16 protein-coding genes are annotated in these 24,070 nt (G+C 48.0%); 13 read left to right on the top strand and 3 right to left on the bottom strand.

Going from position 1 to position 24,070, the window contains the following annotated elements; all coding sequences use genetic code 11:
* Positions 1 to 10: 10 nt before the first annotated feature.
* From D3H65_RS19965 to D3H65_RS19925, 9 genes are all read left to right on the top strand, one after another.
* On the top strand, positions 11 to 1,123 hold the full coding sequence (locus D3H65_RS19965; protein WP_119052002.1) for a formylglycine-generating enzyme family protein: 1,113 nt from the start codon (positions 11 to 13) through the stop codon (positions 1,121 to 1,123).
* 273 nt (positions 1,124 to 1,396) lie between these two features.
* Positions 1,397 to 2,113 carry a phosphoadenylyl-sulfate reductase gene (locus tag D3H65_RS19960; RefSeq protein WP_119052001.1) on the top strand — a complete coding sequence of 239 codons (717 nt, stop codon included), beginning with the start codon at positions 1,397 to 1,399 and terminating at the stop codon, positions 2,111 to 2,113.
* A 35-nt stretch (positions 2,114 to 2,148) separates the two neighbouring features.
* A complete protein-coding gene (gene cysD / locus D3H65_RS19955; RefSeq protein WP_119052000.1) occupies positions 2,149 to 3,057 on the top strand; it encodes a sulfate adenylyltransferase subunit CysD in 909 nt (302 codons plus the stop codon).
* Between the two features lie 87 nt (positions 3,058 to 3,144).
* Entirely contained in the window at positions 3,145 to 4,386 is a 1,242-nt protein-coding gene (locus tag D3H65_RS19950) for a sulfate adenylyltransferase subunit 1 (protein ID WP_119051999.1), read from the top strand.
* 90 nt (positions 4,387 to 4,476) lie between these two features.
* Positions 4,477 to 5,331, top strand: coding sequence for a uroporphyrinogen-III C-methyltransferase (gene cobA / locus D3H65_RS19945; RefSeq protein ID WP_211345520.1), 855 nt, complete (start codon positions 4,477 to 4,479; stop codon positions 5,329 to 5,331).
* The gene (locus D3H65_RS19940; protein ID WP_119051997.1) at positions 5,315 to 7,036 is read left to right on the top strand and encodes a diflavin oxidoreductase; all 1,722 of its coding nucleotides are present in this window, start codon (positions 5,315 to 5,317) and stop codon (positions 7,034 to 7,036) included. The genes cobA and D3H65_RS19940 overlap by 17 nt, the downstream gene beginning before the upstream one ends.
* Positions 7,037 to 7,152: 116 nt before the next feature.
* Complete coding sequence (gene cysI / locus D3H65_RS19935; RefSeq protein WP_119051996.1) at positions 7,153 to 8,826, top strand: assimilatory sulfite reductase (NADPH) hemoprotein subunit; 1,674 nt, start codon at positions 7,153 to 7,155, stop codon at positions 8,824 to 8,826.
* A gap of 37 nt (positions 8,827 to 8,863) precedes the next feature.
* Positions 8,864 to 10,387: a TSUP family transporter gene (locus D3H65_RS19930; RefSeq protein WP_119051995.1), complete on the top strand. Its 1,524-nt coding sequence runs from the start codon at positions 8,864 to 8,866 to the stop codon at positions 10,385 to 10,387.
* A 321-nt stretch (positions 10,388 to 10,708) separates the two neighbouring features.
* On the top strand, positions 10,709 to 13,660 hold the full coding sequence (locus D3H65_RS19925; RefSeq protein WP_119051994.1) for a TonB-dependent receptor: 2,952 nt from the start codon (positions 10,709 to 10,711) through the stop codon (positions 13,658 to 13,660).
* 72 nt (positions 13,661 to 13,732) lie between these two features.
* On the opposite strand, the gene D3H65_RS19920 is transcribed toward D3H65_RS19925, so the two are convergent.
* A complete protein-coding gene (locus D3H65_RS19920) occupies positions 13,733 to 14,746 on the bottom strand; it encodes a homoserine O-acetyltransferase family protein (protein WP_119051993.1) in 1,014 nt (337 codons plus the stop codon).
* Positions 14,747 to 14,815: 69 nt separating this feature from the next.
* Here D3H65_RS19920 and D3H65_RS19915 point away from each other — a divergent pair, with 69 nt between their 5' ends.
* From D3H65_RS19915 to D3H65_RS19905, 3 genes are read left to right on the top strand one after another with little or no spacing between them, the layout of a single operon-like run.
* Complete coding sequence (locus tag D3H65_RS19915) at positions 14,816 to 15,241, top strand: OsmC family protein (protein ID WP_119051992.1); 426 nt, start codon at positions 14,816 to 14,818, stop codon at positions 15,239 to 15,241.
* A gap of 60 nt (positions 15,242 to 15,301) precedes the next feature.
* Positions 15,302 to 16,474, top strand: a complete 1,173-nt coding sequence (locus tag D3H65_RS19910) for a trans-sulfuration enzyme family protein (RefSeq protein WP_119051991.1) — start codon at positions 15,302 to 15,304, stop codon at positions 16,472 to 16,474.
* Positions 16,475 to 16,519: 45 nt separating this feature from the next.
* Positions 16,520 to 17,365: a CHAD domain-containing protein gene (locus tag D3H65_RS19905; RefSeq protein WP_119051990.1), complete on the top strand. Its 846-nt coding sequence runs from the start codon at positions 16,520 to 16,522 to the stop codon at positions 17,363 to 17,365.
* On the opposite strand, the gene D3H65_RS19900 is transcribed toward D3H65_RS19905, so the two are convergent.
* Positions 17,355 to 18,647 carry a UDP-N-acetylmuramoyl-tripeptide--D-alanyl-D-alanine ligase gene (locus D3H65_RS19900; protein ID WP_119051989.1) on the bottom strand — a complete coding sequence of 431 codons (1,293 nt, stop codon included), beginning with the start codon at positions 18,645 to 18,647 and terminating at the stop codon, positions 17,355 to 17,357. The two genes, D3H65_RS19905 and D3H65_RS19900, sit on opposite strands and share 11 nt — an antisense overlap.
* Positions 18,648 to 18,719: 72 nt before the next feature.
* Complete coding sequence (locus D3H65_RS19895; protein WP_119051988.1) at positions 18,720 to 20,321, bottom strand: SUMF1/EgtB/PvdO family nonheme iron enzyme; 1,602 nt, start codon at positions 20,319 to 20,321, stop codon at positions 18,720 to 18,722.
* A 175-nt stretch (positions 20,322 to 20,496) separates the two neighbouring features.
* On the opposite strand from D3H65_RS19895, the gene porU reads away from it, so the two are divergent.
* Positions 20,497 to 23,925, top strand: a complete 3,429-nt coding sequence (gene porU / locus D3H65_RS19890) for a type IX secretion system sortase PorU (RefSeq protein ID WP_119051987.1) — start codon at positions 20,497 to 20,499, stop codon at positions 23,923 to 23,925.
* The last annotated feature ends 145 nt before the right edge of the window (positions 23,926 to 24,070 follow it).

Below are 24,070 nucleotides of genomic sequence, written 5' to 3'. Positions count from 1 at the left end.
TGTGGGCCGTATGAAAAGAAGCCTGCTGTTTTATGTTGTACTGGGTTGTATTGGTGCCTGCCAGTCTGCCGATCCGAAAGTGGACACTTCCGCAAAAAAAGACACAGCGGTCTCTTGTGAGTCCAACCTGCCTGCGCGATTTCCGGCAGGTGCTACTGATAGTTCCTTTGCCTCCACAGACAGTGTTTCTCACAAAGGCATGGTATGGATAGCCGGCCATTCATATGGCATGGGTGCAACAGACAATGAAGGCCGCCCCGATGAATATCCCCAACATACAGTAACGGTATCAGGCTTCTGGATCGATGCTACAGAAGTGACCAATGCACAGTTTCGCCAGTTTGTAAAAGCCACCGGTTATATTACCACGGCAGAAAAAAAGCCAGATTGGGAGGAGATCAAAAAGCAGGTTCCCCCGGGTACGGCCAGGCCATCGGATGATGTGCTGGTGCCTTCCTCTCTTGTATTTACACCACCTGCTCATGCGGTACCGTTAGACGATGTCTCACAATGGTGGTCCTGGAAAAAAGGGGCCAACTGGCAGCACCCCCAGGGGCCTGGAAGCAGTATTAAAGGCAAAGATCATTATCCCGTTGTACATATTTCCTGGTATGATGCTATGGCCTATGCTAAATGGGCAGGCAAGAGGCTGCCTTCTGAAGCCGAATGGGAATACGCCGCCAGGGGAGGCCTGCAGCAAGCTGTTTATCCCTGGGGCACGGAAGATATAGAAACAGGCAAGCCAAAAGCCAATACCTGGCAAGGCAGTTTTCCCGATAAAAATACCGGCTGGGATCAGTACCAGTCACTGGCGCCTGTGCAATCCTTTGCACCCAATGTTTTCGGATTGTACGATATGGCTGGCAATGTATGGGAATGGTGCAGTGACTGGTATGATGCAAACTGGTATGCTGCACAGAAAAATACCGTTGCTACTGATCCTGCAGGGCCTGCCCAAAGCAATGACCCCATGGAGCCTACTGTGCCCAAGAAAGTAGTGCGGGGCGGATCATTTATGTGTAATGCTTCCTATTGCAAAGGGTATCGTGTGACTTCACGCATGAAAACCTCCCCCGACACGGGCCTGGAGCATACCGGATTCCGTTGTGTATCATCGAAATAATGCAGGCGGGAGATCAAACTAACATTCATTAGCCGTTGCATTTGTTAAAATCCTTATTAGTCTACCTGAGAGGTAGAAAAAGTTGTCTGTTTCCGCACCGGGCCTTATCTTTGTTACTGAGTCAACGATTTTTTTCATGCTACACACCATCGCGATGCAATACAATACCTTCTCATATTGTTACAACTATTGTTGTTGCTGTTGATTCATACTCCTGTTAGTATTTGTCTTTCCCCGTCTTTATCTTTTATTACCGCTGAATAGTCAATATACATGAATACGTCACTCCAAACATATATCCCCGAATTAACCTACCAGTCAAGTGGACTACCTCTTACTGAGTTTTTGTCATTGCTGGCAAAGCAGTTTCCGGGGCAGGTGACCTTTTCTACCAGTTTTAGTTTTGAAGACCAGGTGATTGCCCACGAAATATTAAGCAATAGCCTGCCTGTCAGTGTATTTACGCTGGATACCGGAAGGCTTTTTGCTGAAACGTATTCTGTGTGGAGCAGCACCAACGCTAAATACCAGTCGAATGTAAAAGCCTATTATCCCGACAATGCTTCCCTGGAAGCGTTTGTGCAGGAGCATGGGCCCAATGCTTTTTATGAGTCGGTAGATCACCGGAAAAAATGCTGCTTTATCCGCAAAGTAGAGCCCTTAAAAAGAGCCTTAAAGGGCAATGCTATTTGGATCACCGGTTTGCGGGCAGAACATTCTCCTGACAGGAATAACCTGGCTACTGTGGAATGGGACGAAGGCAACCAGATCATTAAGTACAATCCTTTATTGCATTGGACAACTGAGCAGGTGCGTAAGTATATTGATGATAACAATGTACCTTACAATCCCCTGCATGATAAAGGGTTTGTGAGCATTGGATGTGCCCCTTGTACCAGGGCCATCAGACCGGGAGAGGATTTCCGGGCAGGCAGGTGGTGGTGGGAAGATGCCGCCAAAAAGGAATGTGGCCTGCATGTGCATAGTTGATAACAAATACTTTGAAGTAATAAAATATCGAACGAATGAGTGCTTACAGATTAGATTACCTGGATCAGTTGGAGTCGGAAGCGATACATATCTTTCGTGAAGTGGCTGGCCAGTTTGAAAAACCTGCCCTGTTGTTTTCGGGTGGTAAGGATTCTATCACACTGGTGCAGCTGGCGTTGAAAGCATTTCGTCCCGGTAAATTCCCTTTTCCCCTGGTGCATATCGACACGGGCCACAATTTCAAGGAAGCACTGGACTACCGCGACAGGCTGGCTGAAACCCTGGGCGAGAAGCTGATCGTAAGGCATGTGGGTGATACTATCAAGGCAAAGCAACTGACAGAACCCAAAGGAAAGTTTGCGAGCCGTAATGCTTTGCAAACCTTCACCCTCCTGGATACTATTGAAGAGTTTAAGTTTGACGCCTGCATAGGCGGCGCCCGCCGCGACGAAGAAAAAGCAAGGGCCAAAGAAAGGATATTCTCTGTGCGCGATGAGTTTGGCCAGTGGGATCCCAAGCTGCAACGTCCCGAATTGTGGAATACTTATAACGGTAAGATCCACAAAGGTGAGAATGTACGTGTATTCCCTATCAGTAACTGGACGGAACTGGATGTATGGAATTATATCCGTCGTGAAAAAATAGAACTGCCTTCCATTTATTTCTCCCACGAACGGGAAGTGATAGAGCACGAAGGTCAGCTGGTAGCTGTTTCAGACTTTATCCAACTGGAAGCTTCTGATAAAGTGCTGACTAAAAAAGTGCGTTACCGTACAGTAGGGGATATGACCTGTACGGCGGCTGTGGAATCGGGTGCTTCTACCATTGACGATATCATTACGGAGATCACCGCTACCAAGACCAGTGAAAGAGGCGAGACCCGCATTGATGACAAAGTATCTGAAGCGGCGATGGAAGACAGAAAGAAGAATGGATATTTCTAAAGCAGCTTCGAGCTGCGAGCACAATACAGGAAGAGGGGCTCGTGGCTTTTACAGAACATACATAAAAACAACATAAACTTATCATAGATGGACTTACTACGATTCATAACTGCCGGAAGTGTTGATGATGGCAAAAGCACCCTGATTGGCCGGTTGTTGTATGACAGTAAGAGTATAATGATCGATCAGCTGGAAGCTATTGAACGGCAGAGCAAGAATAAGGAAGACGGAGAGATCGACCTGGCTTTGCTTACCGATGGTTTGCGTGCAGAGCGTGAGCAGGGCATCACCATTGATGTAGCCTACAAATATTTCTCTACTCCCAAACGCAAGTTCATTATTGCCGATGCACCGGGGCATATTCAATATACCCGCAACATGGTGACCGGTGCCTCCAATGCCGATCTGGCCATTATCCTGATCGATGCACGCAATGGAGTAGTGGAGCAAACCCGCCGTCATTCTATTATTGCTTCCCTCTTGAACCTGCCGCATGTAGTAGTGGCCATTAACAAAATGGACCTGGTAAACTACTCGCAGGATATCTATAATAATATTGTGATTGACTATGCCAAAGTGGCCCAATCATTAGGATTGAAACAGGTTACCTATATCCCTCTCAGTGCCTTGCAGGGAGATAACATTGTGGAGAAGTCAGAAAAGCTGCGCTGGTATGAAGGGCCTTCCCTGCTGCATTTCCTGGAGCAGGTAGAAGTGCAGGATACGATCGACCTTACCAATGCAAGATTTCCTGTTCAATATGTGATCCGTCCTCAAACGGATGACCTGCACGATTACCGTGGCTATGCCGGTAAGATCATCAGCGGCGTTTACCGAGTAGGCGATGCCATCACAGTACAACCCGCCGGTATCCAAAGCAAGATCAAAGCTATTGAACTGGGTGGTAAGGAAGTGAAAGAAGCATTTGCACCACAGAGCGTAGTGCTGCACCTGGAAGATAATATCGATATCAGCCGGGGTGATGTGATCGTCAATACGGCACAACCGGTAAAGACGGCCCAGGAACTGGAAGTACTGCTGTGCTGGATGGACAATAAGCCATTGGTGCCCGGCAATAAGTACCTGTTGCAGATCAATAGCCGGGTGGTGCGCTCTGTAGTACGGAATATCGAATACAAGCTGGATGTAAATACCCTGGAGAAAAATGAAGCACCCCAACAAGCTGTGCTGAATGATGTGATAAAAGCGACGATTAAAACAGCCTCTCCGATTCCCTACGATGCATACCAGGCATTAAGGGCCAATGGTGGCGCTATTTTGATCGATGAAACCAGTCATGTAACAGTAGGGGCTTGCATGATACAGTAAAAGCAACGAGGCAGCAAGACATTGAAGCAGCGAGTGAATAAATGTATCAGTATTTTTTTGCCCTTTTAATCTACTAAAAAAGTAGACATAATGAGTACAAACCAAACAGGGAAAGTGATTTTGGCGGGCGCAGGTCCGGGTGATCCTGAGTTGCTCACTATTAAAGTGGCCCGTTACCTGCAACAGGCTGATGTGGTATTGACTGACCGCCTGGTGAGTGAGGATATCCTGAAAGCTTATGTGCGGAAGGATGCTGAGCTGATATATGTAGGTAAGCAATGCCGTCGCGGCGCTTCCACCCCCCAGGAAACGATCAATGAACTGTTGGTTGAATATGGTCACCAGGGCAAGCTGGTAGTAAGATTGAAAGGTGGGGATGTTTCCATATTCTCCAATATACTGGATGAGTTGGAAGTATTGGCTGCCCATCATATCCCTTATGAAATTGTTCCTGGTGTAACCGCTGCTTTGGGTGCTGCTGCCTGTGCGGGCATTCCACTCACAGCCCGGGGGTATACCACTGCAGTACGCTTGCTCACCTATTACAAATCGGATGTGGTAACAGAAGATTACTGGCGAGAACTGGCGGCCACGGACGATACGTTGGTATTCTATATGTCCTCCGAAACATTGGAAGGGGTAGTGGCCAACCTCACCAAAAACAATATTGCTGTGGATAAATTGCTGGCGGTCATTGAACAGGCCACCACGCCCTTGCAGAATGTATATGTGACCAATATTTACGCGTACAACGAACAGCTGAAAGGCAAGAAATTCATTTCGCCTTCCCTGGTAATCATTGGCAAGGTAGTAGGACTGCATGAGCAGTTCAACTGGCTGGCCAACAGTGATAGCCGGGAAGATTACTTTAAGCCCGTTGCCAAGTTGTTTACAACCATAACCGACCATACTGAAAAAGTAAAAGACCATGTTAGTAGAGCCTAAATTGAAGTCGCTGCTTGAGTTGGTAAATACATCCTCCAGGGAAGAGTTGATCTGGATGAATGGATACCTGGCTGGCCTGCTGGCGCAAACCCAGCCGGTGCAGCAGGCTGCACCCGTGGCTGTTGCTGCTGAGGTGAAACCGGCAGTGCAGAAGATCACTATTGCCTATGGTACGGAAACCGGCAACTCCAAGAAGTTGGCTACTGATTTCGCTTCCCAGGCAAAAAAGAGTGGTATCAATGCAAAGATTGTAAGCCTCGATCAATACAGGCTCAACGACCTTTCCAAGGAAGAATACTTTTTTACCATTATCAGCACGCAAGGTGAAGGGGAACCACCGGCAACCGCCAAAAAGTTTTATGACCATATCCACCAGAATGGTTTTAAGTTGAACCAGCTGAAATTTGGTGTACTGGCATTGGGTGATACTTCCTACCCTTTATTCTGTAAGGCAGGGGAGGATGTAGACTCACAACTGCAAAAGCTGGGTGGTCAGCGCATTGTATCCCTGCAGTGCTGCGATACCGATTACCAATCGGAAGCCAGCAGCTGGTTTTCCAACGTGTTGACACAGCTCACCACGGCTGGCAGCAGTGCTCCTGCCCAGACAGCCGGTACACCGGTAGCTAAAAAAACGACCGGTAAAAAAATATACAAGGGTACTGTACTCACCAATATCAACCTCAATGACCGCGGCTCTTCCAAAGAGACCTACCATATCGAAATCGGTGTAGACGAAGAGGTCGACTACCAGCCCGGTGATTCTATCGGCATCATACCGGAGAATCCCAAACAGGTGGTGGATACTATCCTGGCATTGGCATTCAGCAATAATGGAACACCCATTACTTTCCGCAATGAAACAGATTCTATTTTCAATCATTTAAAGAAGCGCATCAATGTTGCCTGGTTGCCTGAGCGGGTGGTAAAGCAATATGCGGCTATCATAAAACAAGACATTCCCGAAACCAAGATCGGCCTCGTAGACCTGCTGAAGATCTACCCGGTAAAGGATGTGCAGCAGTTTCACGAAGTGGTGGCCATTCTTGAACCCATTACCCCACGGCTTTATTCCATCTCCTCTTCGCCCAGCGCTCATAGCGGAGAGGTACATATTACTGTAGCCAGGGATACTTTCTATATCAACCAGGAAGCCAAATACGGGCTCTGCTCAGACTTCCTGTCGCAGCATTTGTCTCCGGACAGCGAAATAGAATTTTACGTGCACAAGAATAACCAGTTCCGACTGCCAGAAGCCAATAAGGATGTCATCATGATCGGCCCCGGAACAGGTATTGCGCCTTTCCGTTCCTTCCTGGCCGAGCGGGATGCCACCGGTGCTGAAGGACGCAACTGGCTCTTCTTCGGTGATCAGCATTTTGTGACGGATTTCCTGTACCAGACAGAAATACAGAACTGGTTGCAAACCGGCGCGTTGACACATGTTAACCTTGCTTTCTCCCGTGATCAGAAGTTTAAAATATACGTACAGCACCGCATCCTGGAGAAGGCTGCTGAATTGTGGAAGTGGATCAGCAGTGGCGCTTATATCTATATCTGTGGCGCCAAAGAACCCATGAGTGTGGATGTGGAATATGCCTTGTTGCAGGTGATCCAACGCTATAGCGGCAAAACCGATGAAGAAGCTATCCAGTACCTGGATCAGTTGAAAGAAGAAGGGAGATACCTGAAAGACGTGTATTAGTAAGTACCGGATCGGAAGCGAAGAGGTGACACCTTTCGTTTTCGCGGCAGAGGGAAGGTGTCACCTCTTTTTATTAGTGACTATTAACGATAAACAGCCCAGAACCTGAATATATCATGAGTACGAATAAGAACTTATCACCCGTTGAGAAGATCAAGACTGAAAGCAACGCGTTGCGTGGCACCCTGAAAGAAAGCCTGCACGATGAAGTGACCGGTGCCATCCGCGAAAATGATCAGGCATTGATCAAATTCCATGGTATGTACCAGCAGGATGACCGCGACCGCCGTGAGGAACGCAGCGCCAAGAAACTGGAATGGCTGTATTCCTATATGGTGCGTTTACGCCTGCCCGGCGGGTTTCTTACACCAGAACAATGGGTGGGATTACATCATATTGCCGGTGACCATAGTACCGGGGTGATCAAGATCACCACGCGCCAGACCGTTCAACTGCATGGTATTCTTAAATCCCATGTAAAGCCCACTTTGCAAGCTTTTAATACCATCCACCTGGATGCTATTGCTGCCTGTGGTGATGTGAACAGGAATGTAATATGTGGCGCTCACCCTAAACAGTCGGCCATTCATGAAGAAGTATTTCAGTATGCGGGTAAACTGAGTCAGCTGGCATTGCCCAAAACAAAAGCCTATTATGAAGTATGGCTCGATGAAAAGCCGTTGACGGATAAAAAGCAGGAAGAGGATCCGTTGTACCAGGATCGTTACCTGCCCCGTAAGTTCAAGATCGCCATTGCCATCCCTCCCCATAATGACGTGGATGTTTTTGCCAATGACCTTGGCCTGATCGCCATAGTTGAAAACGGTAAACTGATCGGTTTCAATGTAGCTGTTGGTGGCGGCCTGGGAACTACCCATGGCAATGCAAGCACCTACCCAAGGTTGGGAACAATACTGGGTTTTGTGCGTGGTGAAGAGAATACCCTGAAAGCGGCTTATGAAGTGATCACGGTGCAGCGAGACAATGGCAACCGCAGTGACCGTAAGCTTTCCCGCTTAAAATATACGGTTGATAAGATGGGAGTAGAAGCTTTTAAGGCAGAGGTGGAAAAACGTTGCGGTTTCAAATTTGAAGAAGCTAAGCCTTACACTTTTACCCATCGCCCTGATTACTATGGCTGGCACCAGAACCACGAAGGGAAATGGTACTATACTGTTTTTGTGGAGAATGGACGCATCCTGGACGAGGGCAAGGCTGCTTTGAAAACTGCCTTACTGGAAGTTGCCAAAACGGGTAAAGCCAATTTCCGGTTCACTTGTAACCAAAATGTGATCATCAGCGATATTGAACCAAAAGATAAGCAAGCAGTAGAAGATATTCTGCAGCAATTTGGTATCATTGCACATACCGATGAAGCAGGTCCGATACGGAAGAGTGCTATTGCCTGTGTGGCCTTTAACACCTGTCCGCTGGCGCTGGCCGAAGCACAACGCTACCTGCCCAGGCTGATCGATAAGATCGAGGTATTGATGGACAAGCACCAGATCAGTGATGATGAAATATCGGTGCGTATGACGGGATGTCCTAATGGCTGCGGAAGGCCTTATGCAGCAGAGATCGGTTTTGTAGGCACCGCTTATGGCCAATACAATATGCACCTGGGCGGAGACCGTGATGGTATGCGGCTGAACAAGAAGTATAAGGAAAGTCTTGATGAACCAGCAATCCTGCAGGAGCTGGATAATTTGTTGGGCATTTACAGCAAAAAGAGAAAGCAGGGCGAGACCTTTGGTGATTTTGCAGTGCGCGAGCAGTGGGTTACCATTTAATGACTGTTGATCAATTAATTCTAATAATACCGAAAGGATGTCTACAGAGCAACAAAAAAATGGGGTACCGGATGCAACGGTGATTGGACAGGATGCCAATTACTTATTTCCGGTATTTCTACGACTGGAAGTCCTGGAGGTGCTGTTGGTGGGCGCCGGGAATGTGGGGCTGGAAAAGCTAACCGCTATACTGGGTAATGCTCCCGCTGCCCGTGTTTCAGTGGTCGCCACTAACGTAACAGCGCAAGTGAAAGAGCTGGCTGGAGCACATGAATTTGTGAGGATAGAAGAGCGCCCTTTTTCGGAAGCTGATCTGGAAGGTAAAGACCTGGTGATAATAGCTGTCAACGACAGAGCTGTGAGCCAACTTATCCGTGATGCTGCGCGGGAGAAAAAGATACTGGTCAATGCGGCTGATAAGCCCGAGCAGTGTGATTTTTACCTGAGCTCTGTAGTGCAGAAAGGGAATCTCAAAATTGCGATCTCTACCAATGGCAAATCGCCCACAGCGGCCAAGCGTATCAAAGAGGTATTGAACAATGCATTGCCGGCTGAACTCAATGAGGTGATCAATAACCTGCATGTAGTGCGCAACCGGCTGAATGGCAATTTCGAATACAAAGTAAAGAAGCTGAATGAGCTTACTAAGATACTGGTAGAAAGAGACACGGCAGAGAAAGAAAGACGCTGGCGTAAAATAGCTACCTATTCGCTGGTGATCTTTGCTTTGATGCTGGTAGGGCATTTTATCTTCTCCTACCTTCCGCTGCAACAAATGGCCGATGATACCCTCAAGTGGTACCAAACACTGGATAAGAACTTCCATTGGATGGTAATGGCTGGTTTTCTGGCCCAGATGGTAGATGGCGCTTTGGGCATGGGATATGGTGTTACCAGTACTACCATCCTGTTGTCGATGGGGGTGAACCTCGCTGCTATCAGTGGCAGTATCCACACGGCTGAGATGTTTGCCAGCGGTGCTTCGGGGTATAGCCACTATAAGTTTGGCAATGTCAATAAAAAGCTGTTCAAGATATTGGTGATCCCGGGTGTGATAGGCGCTATTATTGGTGCTATCTGTTTGAAGGAGTTTGGAGAATCGCATTCAAAGTACCTGCGTCCTATCCTGGCTTCTTATACCATGTTCCTGGGGCTCAGGATCCTGTACAATGCTTTCAGGAAACAGCAACAAAAGCCTAAGAAGTTCAAGCGCTATGGTATGCTGGCCGGAGCCGGCGGTTTTCTGGATTCATTCGGCGGCGGTGGCTGGGGCCCCATCGTAACTACTACCTTGATCACCAAGGGAAGAAGTCCCCGTTTTGTGATCGGCTCCGTAAGCCTTACTGAATTTTTTGTAACCCTGGCGAGTGCGCTTACGTTCTTTACCCTGATGGGAGTATCACACTGGCAGGTAATTGCGGCGCTTATCCTGGGAGGCCTGATCGCTGCTCCGTTGGCCGCCAAACTGGCTGGTAAACTGCCCCGGAAAACGGCATTAATCCTGCTGGGCTGCCTGGTCATATTCTGGAGCGTCAAGATCATTATTAAGATCTTTCAATAAGTATACCCCGGTTGTAATAAGGCCGGGATTTATTGTACCTGTATAGTCTATTAAAATAATAGACTGTAAATCCAAAATAACCTGTAATTTAGTGCAATCATGAAACTTAGTATGCTGCCTGCTACATCCCTATTCTGTCTTGCTACCATTCATGCACTGGAATGCTCCTGTTGTTGTGGATAGCAATACCCTGCGAAGCATCGATTTCGTATTTCACCTTAGTTAACAACCTTCCCGGTGAGCCCATCAGCAATCGGGATTTTTAAGCAACATATAGTCTAGTAAAATAATAGACTTTAACCATCAAACATCAACGGTAACATGAAACCAACGTTTTTACTGCTCATGACATTGTTTTTCCTGGCATCGTCAGCCAGCGCTCAGGAAGTGAGTCTTATTGAAGTATCGGGCCGGGTAACCGACCAGGAAAAACATGAACCCCTGTCGGATGTAAGTATACAGATAAAAGGTACCGTTCAAGGTACTATTACGAACAGGACGGGTGAATTTGTGCTGCGTACCAAGACAAAACTCCCCTTCACACTGGTTATTTCTTCGATCGGATTTAAGGAGCAGGAACTGGAAGTAAAAAGCCTGGGATCCAATCTCCAGATCGCCCTGGCTACGCAAACCTATCTTGGCAATGAAGTGGTGGTAACTGCTTCCCGCGTACCGGAAAGTATCCTGAAATCGCCGGTAGCCATCGATAAGCTCGACATCCGGGCAATCAGGCAAACGGCTGCCCCCAGCTTTTATGACGCCCTGGAAAATATCAAGGGGGTACAGATGACCACCTCCAGTCTTACCTTCAAAGTGCCCAATACCCGTGGATTTAATATCCCCAATAACTTCCGCTTTATGCAGTTGGTAGATGGGGTAGACATGCAGGCGGCTACACTGGGGGTACCCCTGGGTAATGCCATTGGGCCTACAGAACTGGATATCCAGAGCGTAGAAATCACGCCCGGAGCCGCATCGGCTTTGTATGGTATGAACGCCATCAATGGGATGGCCAATCTGCTTACCAAAGATCCTTTCACTAATCAGGGGTTGAGTTTCTATCATAAGACCGGCATAAACCATGTTGACAACCGGGATCATGATGCCGGTATTTTAACGGAAACCGCTATCAGGTATGCCAAGGCCATCAACAATAAGTTTGCCTTTAAGATCAATGCCAGCTATATGCAGGGTATAGATTGGATCTCCGACACCCGCCTGGACCAGAACCCCAACAATAAGAATTCTGCCAACCCTGGTTTTCCTGCCCTGGATGGCGCTAATAACGCCGCTTTCGACGGCTGGAATAAATACGGCGATGATGCATTGCAATTGAGTAACACTGTTTCTATCACGGATCTTACCATAGATGGTGTAGATAAAAGAACGTTGACCGTGGCCCGCACCGGTTACTGGGAAAAAGACCTGGTTGATCCTAAAGTAGACAACCTCAAGCTGGACCTTGCTTTGCATTACCGGCTTAATACTAATACCCTGCTGTCCTATACTTATCGCGTAGGTAAAATGGATGGTGTATTCCAGCGGGGTAATAAGGTAAAGCTGGACAATGTAGTGGTGCAAAACCATCACCTGGAACTCAAGGGAAGCAATTATAACATCAAGGCGTATATTATCCGGGAAAGGACTGGAGATTCGTACAATGTAAAGCCATTGGCCGATAATATGGACCTGTACACCGGTGGCAGCGGTGCTGCCTGGGGCGCCAAGTATAAGACTGCCCTGAATGCATATGCTGCAGCAAATGGCGGCAAGTTAACATCTGCCAACCTGGCGGCAGCCACTGCCTATGCCCGACAGCAGGCAGATGCCAGCCGGGCCGAACCTGGTACAGAAAGGTTCAACAGGGTAAAAGATTCCATCATCAGGATCAATAACTGGGATATCAAATCATCCCTGATCCCTGATGCACCGGTAACAGGCGGCGCAGCGCTGATCCAGAAAAGCAATGTTTACCATATAGAAGGTCAATGGGACCTGACCAAGTATACAAAAGCCTTCGACCTGTTGATCGGTGCAGATGCAAGGGTATATGAACTGATTCCCGATGGCAACAACTTCGTTGACTTTGACCGGCCTATTGCTGAGCGTAACCTGCCCGATAAGAATGGCAGTTATGGAGATAATACTTATTATAAAAAGTTTGGCGGGTTTGCCCAGGTGACCAAGACCTTTTTTGATGATAAGCTGAAATTATTCGGATCACTGCGGTATGATTATAATCCTGAGTTTGATCCCAAGTTTACACCGCGCCTGGCTGCTGTGTACACCTTGAATCAACACCACAATTTCCGGGCTACTTTTCAGCAGGGCTACCGGTTTCCCGCTTTGTTCGAAGCACTGTCTTATGTGAACAATGGCCGTGTAAAACGTGTAGGTATTTTGCCCATCATCAACGAAGGGTTAGGGTTCAGAGAGAATAGCTATACGCAGCCGTCAGTTGCAGCCTTCAACACGGCGGTAAAAGCAGCTGGTAACTCAGATGCGGCCGCTTTGGCCAATAGGAACTTACTGGAAGTGGCTAAATTGCCTGATGGCCGTCCTGAAGGGATCAACTCCTTTGAAATAGGGTATAAGAGTGTATTGTTCAACAATAAGCTGTTGGTTGATTTTGATGCGTACGCAAATATCTATGATGGTTTTCTGGGTCAGGTGCAGGTATATGTTCCCAAAGGAGAAACCGTGGGGTCAGATGCGGCTGTGATAGCCATGATCGACCGGAACAGGGATGAGCAGCCGGCGAAAGCCGCCACCCCTACCACTCCGGCCACCGTAGCCAGTAAAGGGCAGGACCGTTACCGGGTGTATACGAATGCTAAAAATAAGTATACTACCTATGGATCTTCCCTGGGCGTAACGTATAATTTTTACAAAACCTTTGCTGTGTCGGGCAACCTCAACTATAATGATATCAAAGGCAACACGACACCAGATCTTTTTGTAACAGGATTTAATACGCCCCAGTGGACAGCTAATTTGTCTTTTGGTAACAGGGCCATCACGAAGGATATTGGATTTAATATCACCTGGAGATGGCAGGATGCTTTCTTATGGGAAAGCCCGCTGGTTACTGGTAGCGTAGCTGCTTATCAAACAATTGACGCACAGGTTACCTACCGTTTGCCGAAGGTGCACAGCACCATTAAGGCCGGTGGTACTGATCTGCTCAACCATCGTTACCTGCAATATGCCGGTGGTCCCTCCCTTGGCGGATTGTATTATGTAGCCATTACGATCGATGGATTGTTGAAATAATTTTACGTGTATGAAAAAGGCCCGCCTGGTGTAATATCCGTGGCGGGCCTTCTTATTTTGAGGAAGTATTAGTTATGCTTCATTTAACCAGGTCTGCAGGCATTGTGATATTTTCCCGGCCTCTACCATAAAGCCGTCGTGGCCATAAGCAGAATCTATCTCTACCAGGGTGGCATTGGGCAAATGCGCCTGCATATGCCGCTGCTCTTCCAGCGGGCATAAAATGTCGCTGCTGATGCCAATAAGCAGGGTCTTTTGACGGATGCCCTGCAGTATCTTTTCTGCATCACCTCCACGGCCCCTGCCTAAATGGTGAGTGTCCAAAGCCTTGGTAAGTGACCAGTAGCTATAGGCATTGAAACGCTTTACCAGTTTATCACCCTGGTAGTTTATATAGGAGGCCGCCCTGTAATGATCCAGTTTTTCTGTATCCGGGTCGGTTTGTTTTTGCACCATGATGCCATAGTTGCGGTAAGTGAGCATACCGATAGCGCGGGCGGCTTTGAGCCCTTTTTGGCCTGCCTGCGGAGAGGCATCCTGCCAGGTGCTGTCGGCTTCGATAGCCAGCCGTTGGGTGGCATGTATGGCGATACCCCAGGCGCTTTCTGTAGGGGAGGTAGCCAGCAGGAACAAACGCTCAATGAGCTCTTTCTCCTGTACACTCCATTCGATGGCCTGGTAGCCACCCATGCTGCCGCCCATTAACAGATAAATATTATTGATCCCCAGGTGCCGGCGCAATAGAATGTGTGCCTGGACCATATCGCGTATGGTGATTAGCGGAAACTGGTGATAATAAGGAGTGTTGGTGGTCTTATTCATGCTCAGCGGTCCGGTGGTACCGTAGCAGGAGCCCAATATATTGGCGCAAACGATAAAATACTGGTCGGGATTGATCACGCAATCCTGCCCTACCACGCCTTGCCACCAGTCTGCCACCTCTGAGTTGGCTGTCAGGGCATGGCATACCCACACTACTTTGCTGTCTGCCCGCAGTGTGCCATAAGTATGGTAGGCAATTGTGAGTTCAGGTAACGACTGGCCGTTTTCCAGGGGAAAGGGCTGATTGTAATGGAAATACTTCATTCTTCCGATAAGCTAATTCAGGGTGCAAAGTAAATGCCTGCATGAATTACATTTGCAAAAATCTTTGCCATGATAAAAATTGAGTTAGAAAGGGTAGCCGGGGACTTTGGATTTGCTGCAAAAGACGCCTATGGGCACGTAGTGCATACGGACAGTAGCCCGGAATCGGGTGGAATTAACTTCGGGGTGAGGCCTATGCAATTGTTACTCATGGGGTTAGGGAGTTGCAGCGGCATTGATATCGTATCCATCCTGAAAAAGCAGCGGCAAACGGTTGATGCTTTTACCATGAAGATAGAAGGGGGGCGGGAGCCCGGCAAAGAGCCTTCCATCTGGCAGGACATTACCATCGTTTTTGAACTCACGGGAGATATTGATCCCGATAAGGCGAGAAAAGCCTGCGAACTATCCATGGATAAGTATTGTTCTGTAGCAGAAACACTTCGCCGTGCCGGGGGTAACCTGAAATGGTCAGTGAAAGTAAACGGGAAATAAGCAGCGCATACAGCATTCGCATCAGCCCATTCATCAACAATTAGAAACCAGCCATATATCATGTCACAACATCCCATTACAAAAGCTATCCGTACCCAAACAGACCGTACTCCGGAAATGGAGCATTCCAGCCCTTTATTCCTCACCAGCAGCTTTTGTTTTGATACGGCTGAAGAAATGCGGGCCGCTTTTGCTGATGAAACGGATGACAATATCTACAGCCGTTTCACCAATCCCAACGTAAAAGAATTTGTGGATAAGATATGTGCTTTGGAAGGTGCTGAAGCGGGGTATGCGACTGCTTCGGGCATGAGTGCCATATTCGCTTCTTTTATGGCCCTGATGAAGAAAGGAGACCACCTGCTTTCCTGTAATGCTATCTTCGGCAGCACCCACACGGTGATCACGAAATTCCTGCCCAAATACGGTATGGAACATTCCTATGTAAGTGCAGCAGCCGACGCTGCTACCTGGGAAGCTGCCATCAGGCCCAATACCCGCATGATCTATATTGAAACCCCCACCAACCCCGGTCTGGATATCATTGACCTGGAAATGGTGGCTGCAATTGCCAAAAAGCACAACCTGATACTGAATGTAGACAACTGTTTTGCTACGCCTATTGGCCAGCGTCCTATCGACCTGGGCGCCGACCTGGTAGTGCATTCAGCTACCAAATGGATCGATGGCCAGGGACGTGTATTGGGAGGGGTGATTGCAGGCAGGGCCGACCTGATAAAAGATATCTACCTGTTTTGCCGCAGTACCGGGCCTTCTTTATCAGCCTTCAATGCCTGGTTACTGAGCAAGAGCCTGGAAACCCTTGATGTGCGTATGGAGCGCCACGCTGCGAATGCCCTGCGTCTGGCCAAGGCATTGGAAGGTCATGCTAAAGTATCCTGGCTTAAATACCCTTTTCTGCCCAGTCATCCACAACACGCCATCGCCATTAAGCAAATGAAGAATGGAGGTGGTGTAGTTTGTTTTGAGTTGAAAGGTGGCCTGGAAAGTGGACGCCGTTTCCTCGACAGTCTGCAAATGCTTTCCTTAACAGCCAACCTGGGCGATACCCGTAGTATTGCTTCCCATCCGGCCAGCACTACCCATGCCAAGCTTACTCCGGAAGAGCGACTGGCGGTAAATATAACACCTGGGCTCATCAGGATATCCACGGGCCTGGAGCATGCCGATGATATTATACAGGATATAGTACAGGCGCTCGATAAATGCTAGCCTTGTCCTGGCTGTAAATTTCGTATCTTATGTGAAACTTGCAGCATGAAGCAGGCATACCTGGCAGCCGTGATCAAGAAACACGGAAGGCGCATCAAACAGTATGGCGAACAGCTTCCCGGTTCTTTTGAAACGGAAATGATCCATGATCTGCGGGTGGAGTATAAAAAAATGCGGGCATTTTTACGTCTGCTCCAAATGGATGGAACTGCCCGTCATCTCACGATGCCTGCTGATATTAAGACAGTGTACCACGCAGCCGGCCATGTGCGTGATCTTCAATTGTTCTTGCCACAAGCATTGGTATGGGCCGAAAAAGAATCCGTTACTGTTCCGGAATACCTGCAATACCTGCACCAGCGATTATTTAAAGCCAAAGAAACACTGGTGACCACCATTGAGCACCTGAAGGCAGGTAAGGTCATTGAACATATAACACAAGAGTTGCCCGCCTATTTGGAAGATGTAGCTATACGCAAATTCATTCATCGTAAGGTAGCCGCTGTACAGATTATTCTACTCGCCCTGGAAAAGGATAAAGAACTGCATACAATACGCAAGCAGCTGAAAGATATTATTTATAACATCCGGATATTCGATAGCGACTGGGGCATATCATTTCCGGTAACAGCCTGGAGAAGTGAGAAGTGCTTAAATGATACAGCTGCTATGCTGGGTGATTTTAATGACCGCTGTCTTGCACTCTCTTTCTTATCTGATAGCATCATCGACTCCTTGCCCGAAGCTGAAAGAGGGGCTTTACGATCCTGGCGGTCCGCCTTGCTGCAGGAAAAAGAAGTATGTAAGCAACAGATGATAGAGCAACTTGCTCAGCTGCATCTTATCTCAAACTTCGAGCGCATGGGCAAACAGCTAAAGCCTAATGGCTAGCACCTGTTTCGCTCAGTACCTTTTCCATTTGCATGCTCCGGGATCCCTTGATCAGGAAAAAGCTGTGGTGAAATGCTTGCGCCCGGAACCATTCACCTGCCTGTAAGGCATTTTCTTTTTTGATAAAGGGGTGGTCAATTTTCATAAAATCGCCGCCTACCAATACTACGGCTTTCCAGGCAAACTTTTGAATAAGGGACACAATCTGCTCATGTTCCTGCAGGCTTTCCGGGCCCAGCTCGGCCATGGCTCCCAGCATTAATACTTTATGATCGGCCTGGATAGCAGCGAAATTCTCAATAGCCGCTTTCATGCTGCTGGGATTGGCATTGTAAGCATCCAATATAAATTTGTTGTCGCCCTTTTCTATCAACTGGGAGCGACTATTGGAAGGAGCATAGCTTTCGATGGCCTTTTTGATCAATCCATCGGCCACCTTAAAGTGTTTTCCTACTGTAACAGCCACCAATACATTGGGTAAGTTATAAGCTCCTACCAACTGTGTTTGGATGGTAAACGGTTCACCTGAAGTAACGCCTACTGAGAGAAAGGGTTCACTTTGCAATAGCTGGCCGGTAACATCGCCGCTTTCGGTACCATACTTTATAATAGTTGGTATTCCTTTACTCATGTTTTGCAGGTAATCGTAATCCCACATGACAAAGGCCGTACCGTCATGAGCGCGTAAATAATCGTACAGCTCTCCTTTGCCTTTACGTACGCCTTCCACCCCTCCAAATCCTTCCAGGTGCGCTTTGCCCGCATTGGTAATGATGCCGTGCGTGGGCAAGGTATATGCACAGTAACCGGCGATCTCCTGCTGGTGATTGGCGCCCATTTCAATCACGGCCATTTCAGCATCTTTTTGTACCCGCAGTATGGTGAGTGGCACGCCTATATGGTTATTCAGATTGCCCTGGGTTGTATAGGTTTTATAAGTAGCAGACAATACAGTACTCACCAGCTCTTTGGTGGTGGTTTTGCCATTGCTGCCTGTAATAGCGATAAAAGGGATATTGAATTGCCGGCGATGGAATTTAGCCAGTTGTTGCAATGTATCCAACACGTCTTTTACTACAATGATCCTGTCATTGGCTGCAGCAGGTGGTTCGTCTACCACTGCATAAGCAGCGCCGGCAGCCAGAGCTTTTTCGGCAAACTGGTTAGCATTGAAATTGGGCCCTTTCAGCGCAAAGAATAAATCACCGGCTTTTAAAGCGCGCGTATCGGTTTGTACAGAAGGGTATTGCTGGAATATGGTATACAGTTGCTCAATGGTCATAGGACAAATATAGGGCTAAAAAAAAGCCATCCGATATTATCGAATGGCTCCTTAGTAAATATGATTGCAAAATTATCTCTTTCTGGTGTTCTGTCTTCTTTGCGGATAATCGATACCGGTTTTACGGCCATTACCTTCGGGACTGCCTACGCGGTCCATAGCGCAACGGAAACCTACAGTGCTGCTACCCTGGTCTTCTTCCAGGAAGCGACGTGTGCCGGGAGACAGGTAGTAAGGACGATCGTTCCAGCTACCACCTTTAATAACCCGTGATTTATCACTGATCAAAGTAGTAAAGCCGTATCCGCGACCGCCATTCTTCAGGTTCTCTGCAGGATCGGTAGTACCATAGGTAACACCACTTACCAGTGAGTCACCATCGAGGTAGTTGATCACATTACCTTTTTGGTAGTTACGACGGCCTTTGCTTTCCTCATCAGTTACATACACTCTTTTTACACGGCCAAGGCTGTCTTTTTCGAACTCGCCATCTTTATTCTTGGCGTCGTTCTGGAAGTAGTTACCACGGAAAGGAGCTACGTCGTCCTGGTCAACCGAAGATAAAGGACGATAAACGTCTTCTACCCACTCGTTCACGTTGCCGGCCATATTATATAAACCAAAAGCATTCGGGAAGAAAGAGTTAACAGGGGCAGTATATACCGCACGGTCATTCAAGCCGCCGGCCACACCCATGTTATCACCATTACCACGTTTGAAGTTAGCGAGGAATGTACCTTGCCAGCTACCGCGGCGATTATCACGCAAGCCATTTACGTTTTGGCTCCAGGAATAAACCTGTTTGTTGGTAATTAACTCCTCACCACGTTTGCCTTCTTTCTTACTGGGAGAGGGGTTTTGACCTACGAGGGCCAGTGCCGCATATTCCCATTCTGCTTCTGTAGGCAGGCGGTAAGAGGGCAACAGGATACCATCTTCAAAAGTTACCGTAGTACGAGGGGTACCATTGGGATTTTTCAGCGGGTTCTTTTTAGAACGAACGCTGTTGCCGGGTGTAGGTGTGGTAAGACCTAACAAATACGCTTTGGTATTGAAAGACTCAGCACCCTGGCCGGAAATATTCTTGAAGCTGTTCTTATTTACGAATCCTTTATCCAACAAGGCTTTTTCATTCACCCTGTCACTACGCCAAAGGCAGAAATCGTGCGCCTGTCTCCAGGTTACACCTACTACGGGGTAGTAGTTGTAAGAAGGGTGGCGGAAATAATACTCCACCATCGGCTCATTGTAACCCAGCTCACTACGCCATACCAGGGTATCGGGCAGTGCTCCTTCGCGTACCGCTTTGTATTCATCTGCATCAAAGACATTGTTGATCCAGTACAGGTATTCACGGTAGTGGATATTGGCTACCTCTGTACGGTCAATGTAAAATGAGTTGACTGTTTTACGGCTGGGGATATTGTTCCAATCGCCCATAACATCTTCTTCTACAGCTCCCATCTGAAAGGTACCACCCTGAACAAAGACCAGGCCGGGGCCGGTACGCTGTTCTTTTTCACGGGACACCTGGTAGCCGCCCATATTCTTATCATTGTAATTCCATCCCGTAACGTCGGATTTTTCCTGCTTTTTGCCGAATAGGCCTCCGTTTTTGCAGGAAGACACTGCTGCAGTGCAGGAGAGCAGGATAAATAGGTTTTTCAGATTCATTTTGATAACTTTTGCCTTTGGTTCAATTAAGTTAAACGTGCTTTTAAAGCAAATATTGTACAGTTTTTCCGGCTGTTTATCCACAGGGCTGACGGATGGCGAATATAGCTACTTTCATGTAATCAAGCTTTTTCTGTAACACTTATTACCTTTAAAATGAGCTATTTTTGAAGCGATGGGCCGTCCTTGTATCATCCCCTTCCTATTGGCAATAACCGTGCTAACCGGAGCATTACCTGCATCCGGTCAAAGATCATATACGGGACAATCCGTACTGGCGGTTGGGAACTGGTATAAAATAGCTGTTACGGGTCCCGGCGTCTACAAAATTGACCTCCCTTTCCTGGCTTCCCTGGGCATCAATACAGCCTCCTTATCGTCTGCTTCCATAAGATTGTTTGGAAACGGGGGGCAAATGCTTCCGGAACAAGCCAACGGGCCCCGGGTAGACGACCTCCTGGAAAATGCTATCTGGGTAGAAGATGGGGGAGATGGCTTGCTTAATGGCGCCGATTACCTGCTGTTCTATGCAGAGGGGCCTCACCACTGGACCAGTGATCCGGCCAACAGACGTTTTTCCCACCAGAAAAATGTGTACAGCGAACAGTCATTTTATTACCTCACCATCGGGGGAGCCGGTAAACGGATCCCTGTGCCTACGACAGCTCTTTCACCTAATATCAACATTGCCACTTTTTCCGACCGATTCTTTTATGAATTGGATTCAGTAAATCTGCTAAGCAGTGGCCGTCAATGGTTTGGAGAGGATTTTGCCGATGCGCCGGGCAAATTGAAAACCCGCACTTTTACCTTTCCCGTGTCTTCCATCACCTCCGATCCCGGGCTGATCACCGCCAGTTGTCTGGCGCGTTCGTTTGGCGCATCCGGCCGGTTTAATATATCCATCAATAACCAGCCTGTACTGGCTATGAACATATCCCCGGTGGCCACCGGCCCCTACGACCAGTTTGCCCGCACGGTAGCATCCTCCGGAACTTTTACTGCTATACAAAATGAATTGGCCGTGCGGTTCGACTATACTCCTGGCAGCGCCAATGCCCAGGGATGGCTGGATTGGCTGGAGCTATTTACCAGGCGCAACCTGGTTATTACGGGAAACAACCAATTGTTGTTCCGCGACTGGAACAGTGTGGCCGGGGGGAATGTGGGCAATTTTACTATTAGGGGCGGAACAGTTGCCACCAGGGTTTGGGAAGTGACCAACCCGCTGGCGCCCGTGCAGATGCAGGTATTGCCCAATGGCGCCGACCTGCGGTTTGTTAACGATTGCAGTGTATTAAGAGAGTATGTCGCATTCAGTTCCAGTGCGTTATTGACGCCAATGGCCTTGGGCAGGGTGCCCAACCAGAATCTCCACAATCAGGTGTTGACTGATCTTATTATTGTAACCCATACTTCTTTGCTGGCGCAGGCGCAGCGGCTGGCACAGTTTCACACGCAGAACCACCATCTGAGGGTGACAGTTGTCACTGCTGAGCAGGTTTTCAATGAATTCTCTTCCGGCACACCCGATCCGGTGGCCATCCGTGATTATGTAAAGATGTACTACGACCGGGCTGGAGGCGATAGTACCAAACGGGCTAAATATTTATTGCTATTGGGGGATGCCTCCTTTGATTATAAGGCAAGGATCACCAACAATACCAACCTGGTGCCGGCCTGGGAGAGCCCTGCGTCACTGGACCCCCTGGCTACTTATACCTCCGATGACTTTTTTGGCCTGCTCGATGACGGAGACGATATCAATGGCACGGGTACCTACCTGCTGGATATAGGTATCGGCCGCATTCCTGCCCGCCACGAACGGGAGGCCCAGGCCATAATAGATAAGATCATAGGCTACCACCAGCCTAAAAGCCTGGGCGCCTGGCGCAATGAGCTCAGTTTTGTGGCGGATGATGAGGATAATAACCTCCATCTGCAGGATGCTGAGATCATTACACAGTCAGCGGCAGCAGTGGCGCCGGTATTTAATACCGGGAAGATCTACCTCGATGCTTTTCACCAGGAAAGTGGGGCGGGGGGAAGCCGTTACCCGGATGTAAACCTCGCCATCAGCAACCAGCTTTTCAGTGGAACCCTTATCTGGAACTACAGCGGGCATGGAGGGTATCGAAGGTTGGCAGAAGAGGTGGTGCTGGACCAGGATATTATCAACACCTTTAATAATGCCGATAAGCTGCCCTTATTTATTACCGCCACCTGCGATGTGGCCCCCTACGATAATCCCCTGATCAGTTCTATCGGTGAAAACCTCTTACTACGGGAAAAAACAGGGGCTATAGCACTCATGACCACTACCCGGCTGGTGTTTGCTTTCAGTAACCGCGTCATGAACAAAAATTATGTGGAAACGGCTTTACAAAAGCAGCCAGACGGCCATTACCTTTCCCTGGGGGAAGCTGTGCGGAGGGCTAAAAACGTTACTTATACTCTTTCCGGCGATGTGATCAATAACCGCAAATTCACCTTGCTGGGAGATCCGGCCATGACCCTGGCCTTTCCTGTCCACACCGTGCAAACCACTACTATTAATAGTGTGCCGGTAGCCGCCAGGCCCGATACCCTCAAGGCCCTCACCGAATACACTATTAGCGGACAGGTTACAGATGCCAGCGGCCAGTTATTAAATGATTTTAATGGCACCGTCAATGCCACTGTATTTGACAAAGCTCAAAATATAAATACCCTGGGCAATGATCCCGGCAGCCAGCCGGTGGCTTTTCAGCTGCAAAAAAACACCCTTTTTAAAGGCAAAGCCAAGGTCAATAATGGCCAGTTCACCGTTCGGTTTGTGGTTCCTAAAGACATAAACTATCAATTTGGCAACGGTAAGATCAGTTACTATACAGATAATGGAAAGGTGGATGGCAATGGCGCTTTTACTAATATAATTGTGGGAGGATCGGGTGATAGCACTTCCGACCGGGAAGGCCCGCAGATCAGGGCTTACCTCAATGATGAAAAATTTATTAGCGGTAGTATCAGTAATGACAGACCGATTTTGCTGGTAAAGCTGGCCGATTCTTCCGGCATCAATATTATGGGCACAGGAATTGGTCATGACCTCGTTGCCATACTGGATCACAATCAGCAGCAATCATTCATATTAAATGATTTTTATGAAAGCGACCTGGACAATTTCCGGAAAGGAACGGTACGTTTTCAGTTGCCGGGATTAACAGAAGGTCCTCATACCCTTACTATTAAGGCATGGGATGCAGCCAATAATTCCAATGAGGTAACCCTTGAGTTCAGGGTGCTCAACCAGCAGAATTTATCGCTGGAACATGTATTGAACTACCCGAATCCGTTCACAACCCGCACCGTTTTCTGGTTTGAGCATAACCGACCGGGTGAGGAATTATACGTGGATATTCAGGTATTTACCGTAACCGGTAAATTGGTGAAGACCATACGGCGTACAATATTTTCACCTGGCAACCGTTCGAGTGAGGTGGAATGGGATGGGCGCGATGAATATGGAAGTAAAATCGGTCGCGGGGTATACATTTACCGGTTACGGGTACAAACAATGGACGGTAAATCCGCCCAAAAACTAGAAAAATTGTTTATATTGTAATTAGTATTTGTATTTTTGGCACTCATATTTCAACCGCCTATTGATTTGATATTCTACTCTTAAAGTTTTATTCGCCTCAGCAAGGCCATCTTGCCAAAACTAGCACAATCCGAACCTGATTCTTTTTATTGTAATTATTGATCGC

This window comes from Paraflavitalea soli (assembly GCF_003555545.1).
Taxonomy (GTDB): Bacteria; Bacteroidota; Bacteroidia; order Chitinophagales; family Chitinophagaceae; genus Paraflavitalea; species Paraflavitalea soli.
Note: the sequence above shows the minus strand (reverse complement) of the source record. Positions and strands in the feature narration are given on the sequence as shown.

Excerpts from the sequence above, each read along its gene's own strand:
- D3H65_RS19965 (WP_119052002.1), top strand. The coding sequence starts at position 11 with ATGAAAAGAAGCCTGCTGTTTTATGTTGTACTGGGTTGTATTGGTGCC.
- D3H65_RS19960 (WP_119052001.1), top strand. The coding sequence starts at position 1,397 with ATGAATACGTCACTCCAAACATATATCCCCGAATTAACCTACCAGTCA.
- cysD (WP_119052000.1), top strand. The coding sequence starts at position 2,149 with ATGAGTGCTTACAGATTAGATTACCTGGATCAGTTGGAGTCGGAAGCG.
- D3H65_RS19950 (WP_119051999.1), top strand. The coding sequence starts at position 3,145 with ATGGACTTACTACGATTCATAACTGCCGGAAGTGTTGATGATGGCAAA.
- cobA (WP_211345520.1), top strand. The coding sequence starts at position 4,477 with ATGAGTACAAACCAAACAGGGAAAGTGATTTTGGCGGGCGCAGGTCCG.
- D3H65_RS19940 (WP_119051997.1), top strand. The coding sequence starts at position 5,315 with ATGTTAGTAGAGCCTAAATTGAAGTCGCTGCTTGAGTTGGTAAATACA.
- cysI (WP_119051996.1), top strand. The coding sequence starts at position 7,153 with ATGAGTACGAATAAGAACTTATCACCCGTTGAGAAGATCAAGACTGAA.
- D3H65_RS19930 (WP_119051995.1), top strand. The coding sequence starts at position 8,864 with ATGTCTACAGAGCAACAAAAAAATGGGGTACCGGATGCAACGGTGATT.
- D3H65_RS19925 (WP_119051994.1), top strand. The coding sequence starts at position 10,709 with ATGAAACCAACGTTTTTACTGCTCATGACATTGTTTTTCCTGGCATCG.
- D3H65_RS19920 (WP_119051993.1), bottom strand. The coding sequence starts at position 14,746 with ATGAAGTATTTCCATTACAATCAGCCCTTTCCCCTGGAAAACGGCCAG.
- D3H65_RS19915 (WP_119051992.1), top strand. The coding sequence starts at position 14,816 with ATGATAAAAATTGAGTTAGAAAGGGTAGCCGGGGACTTTGGATTTGCT.
- D3H65_RS19910 (WP_119051991.1), top strand. The coding sequence starts at position 15,302 with ATGTCACAACATCCCATTACAAAAGCTATCCGTACCCAAACAGACCGT.
- D3H65_RS19905 (WP_119051990.1), top strand. The coding sequence starts at position 16,520 with ATGAAGCAGGCATACCTGGCAGCCGTGATCAAGAAACACGGAAGGCGC.
- D3H65_RS19900 (WP_119051989.1), bottom strand. The coding sequence starts at position 18,647 with ATGACCATTGAGCAACTGTATACCATATTCCAGCAATACCCTTCTGTA.
- D3H65_RS19895 (WP_119051988.1), bottom strand. The coding sequence starts at position 20,321 with ATGAATCTGAAAAACCTATTTATCCTGCTCTCCTGCACTGCAGCAGTG.
- porU (WP_119051987.1), top strand. The coding sequence starts at position 20,497 with ATGGGCCGTCCTTGTATCATCCCCTTCCTATTGGCAATAACCGTGCTA.